This is a genomic window from Fulvivirga kasyanovii, assembly GCF_009711405.1.
Lineage (GTDB): Bacteria > Bacteroidota > Bacteroidia > Cytophagales > Cyclobacteriaceae > Fulvivirga > Fulvivirga kasyanovii.
This window is the reverse complement of record NZ_SMLW01000079.1, coordinates 1-523: the sequence shown is the minus strand read 5'-3', so window position 1 is coordinate 523 and position 523 is coordinate 1. Positions and strand designations below refer to the sequence as shown.

The following is a 523-nucleotide window of genomic DNA, read 5'->3' as shown; positions in this document are numbered from 1 at the left end:
TTTGGGGCGCATCACCCTATTGGTTTAATCTGAAGTGCACCACCATCTTGTATAAAAGTTCTAATTGTTTAAATATTTAGGCAGAATTGCAGTGGTTCAAAAAATATCGGAATTCGTCTTTTTTAAAGTATACTACCACTCTGGTTTTGGGAACAGCACTTGCTCAGGCAGTTCCTGTGATACTAAGTCCAGTGATATCTCGAATTTATTTGCCAGCTCATTTGGGTCTTGCTGGCATTTTCCTATCTCTAACAAATATTTTTGGTCCTGTTTCAAACGGCAAATATGACCTAGCTATTCATTTGCCAAAAAAAGACAAGGATTCGATCCAACTTACAATGGTAGGGATTTGCTTTTCAGCAATATTCTGCCTCTTGCTCTTTTGTATTATAGCAATATTCAACGTACAGATTTCGTCAATTTTGCAATCACCCGAAATGCAATATTGGTTATTCTTCGTTCCCGCTTCTGCATTCTTTATTGGCTGCTTTGAAATGTTAATGCAAATCAGTACACGATTCAA

At 37.1% G+C, this 523-nt stretch carries 1 protein-coding gene; it reads left to right on the top strand.

Annotation, left to right across the window (positions count from 1 at the left end; genetic code table 11):
* Positions 1–146 precede the first annotated feature (146 nt).
* On the top strand, positions 147–523 hold a 377-nt coding region (locus tag E1163_RS30810), incomplete at its 3' end, for a polysaccharide biosynthesis protein (protein WP_221417857.1).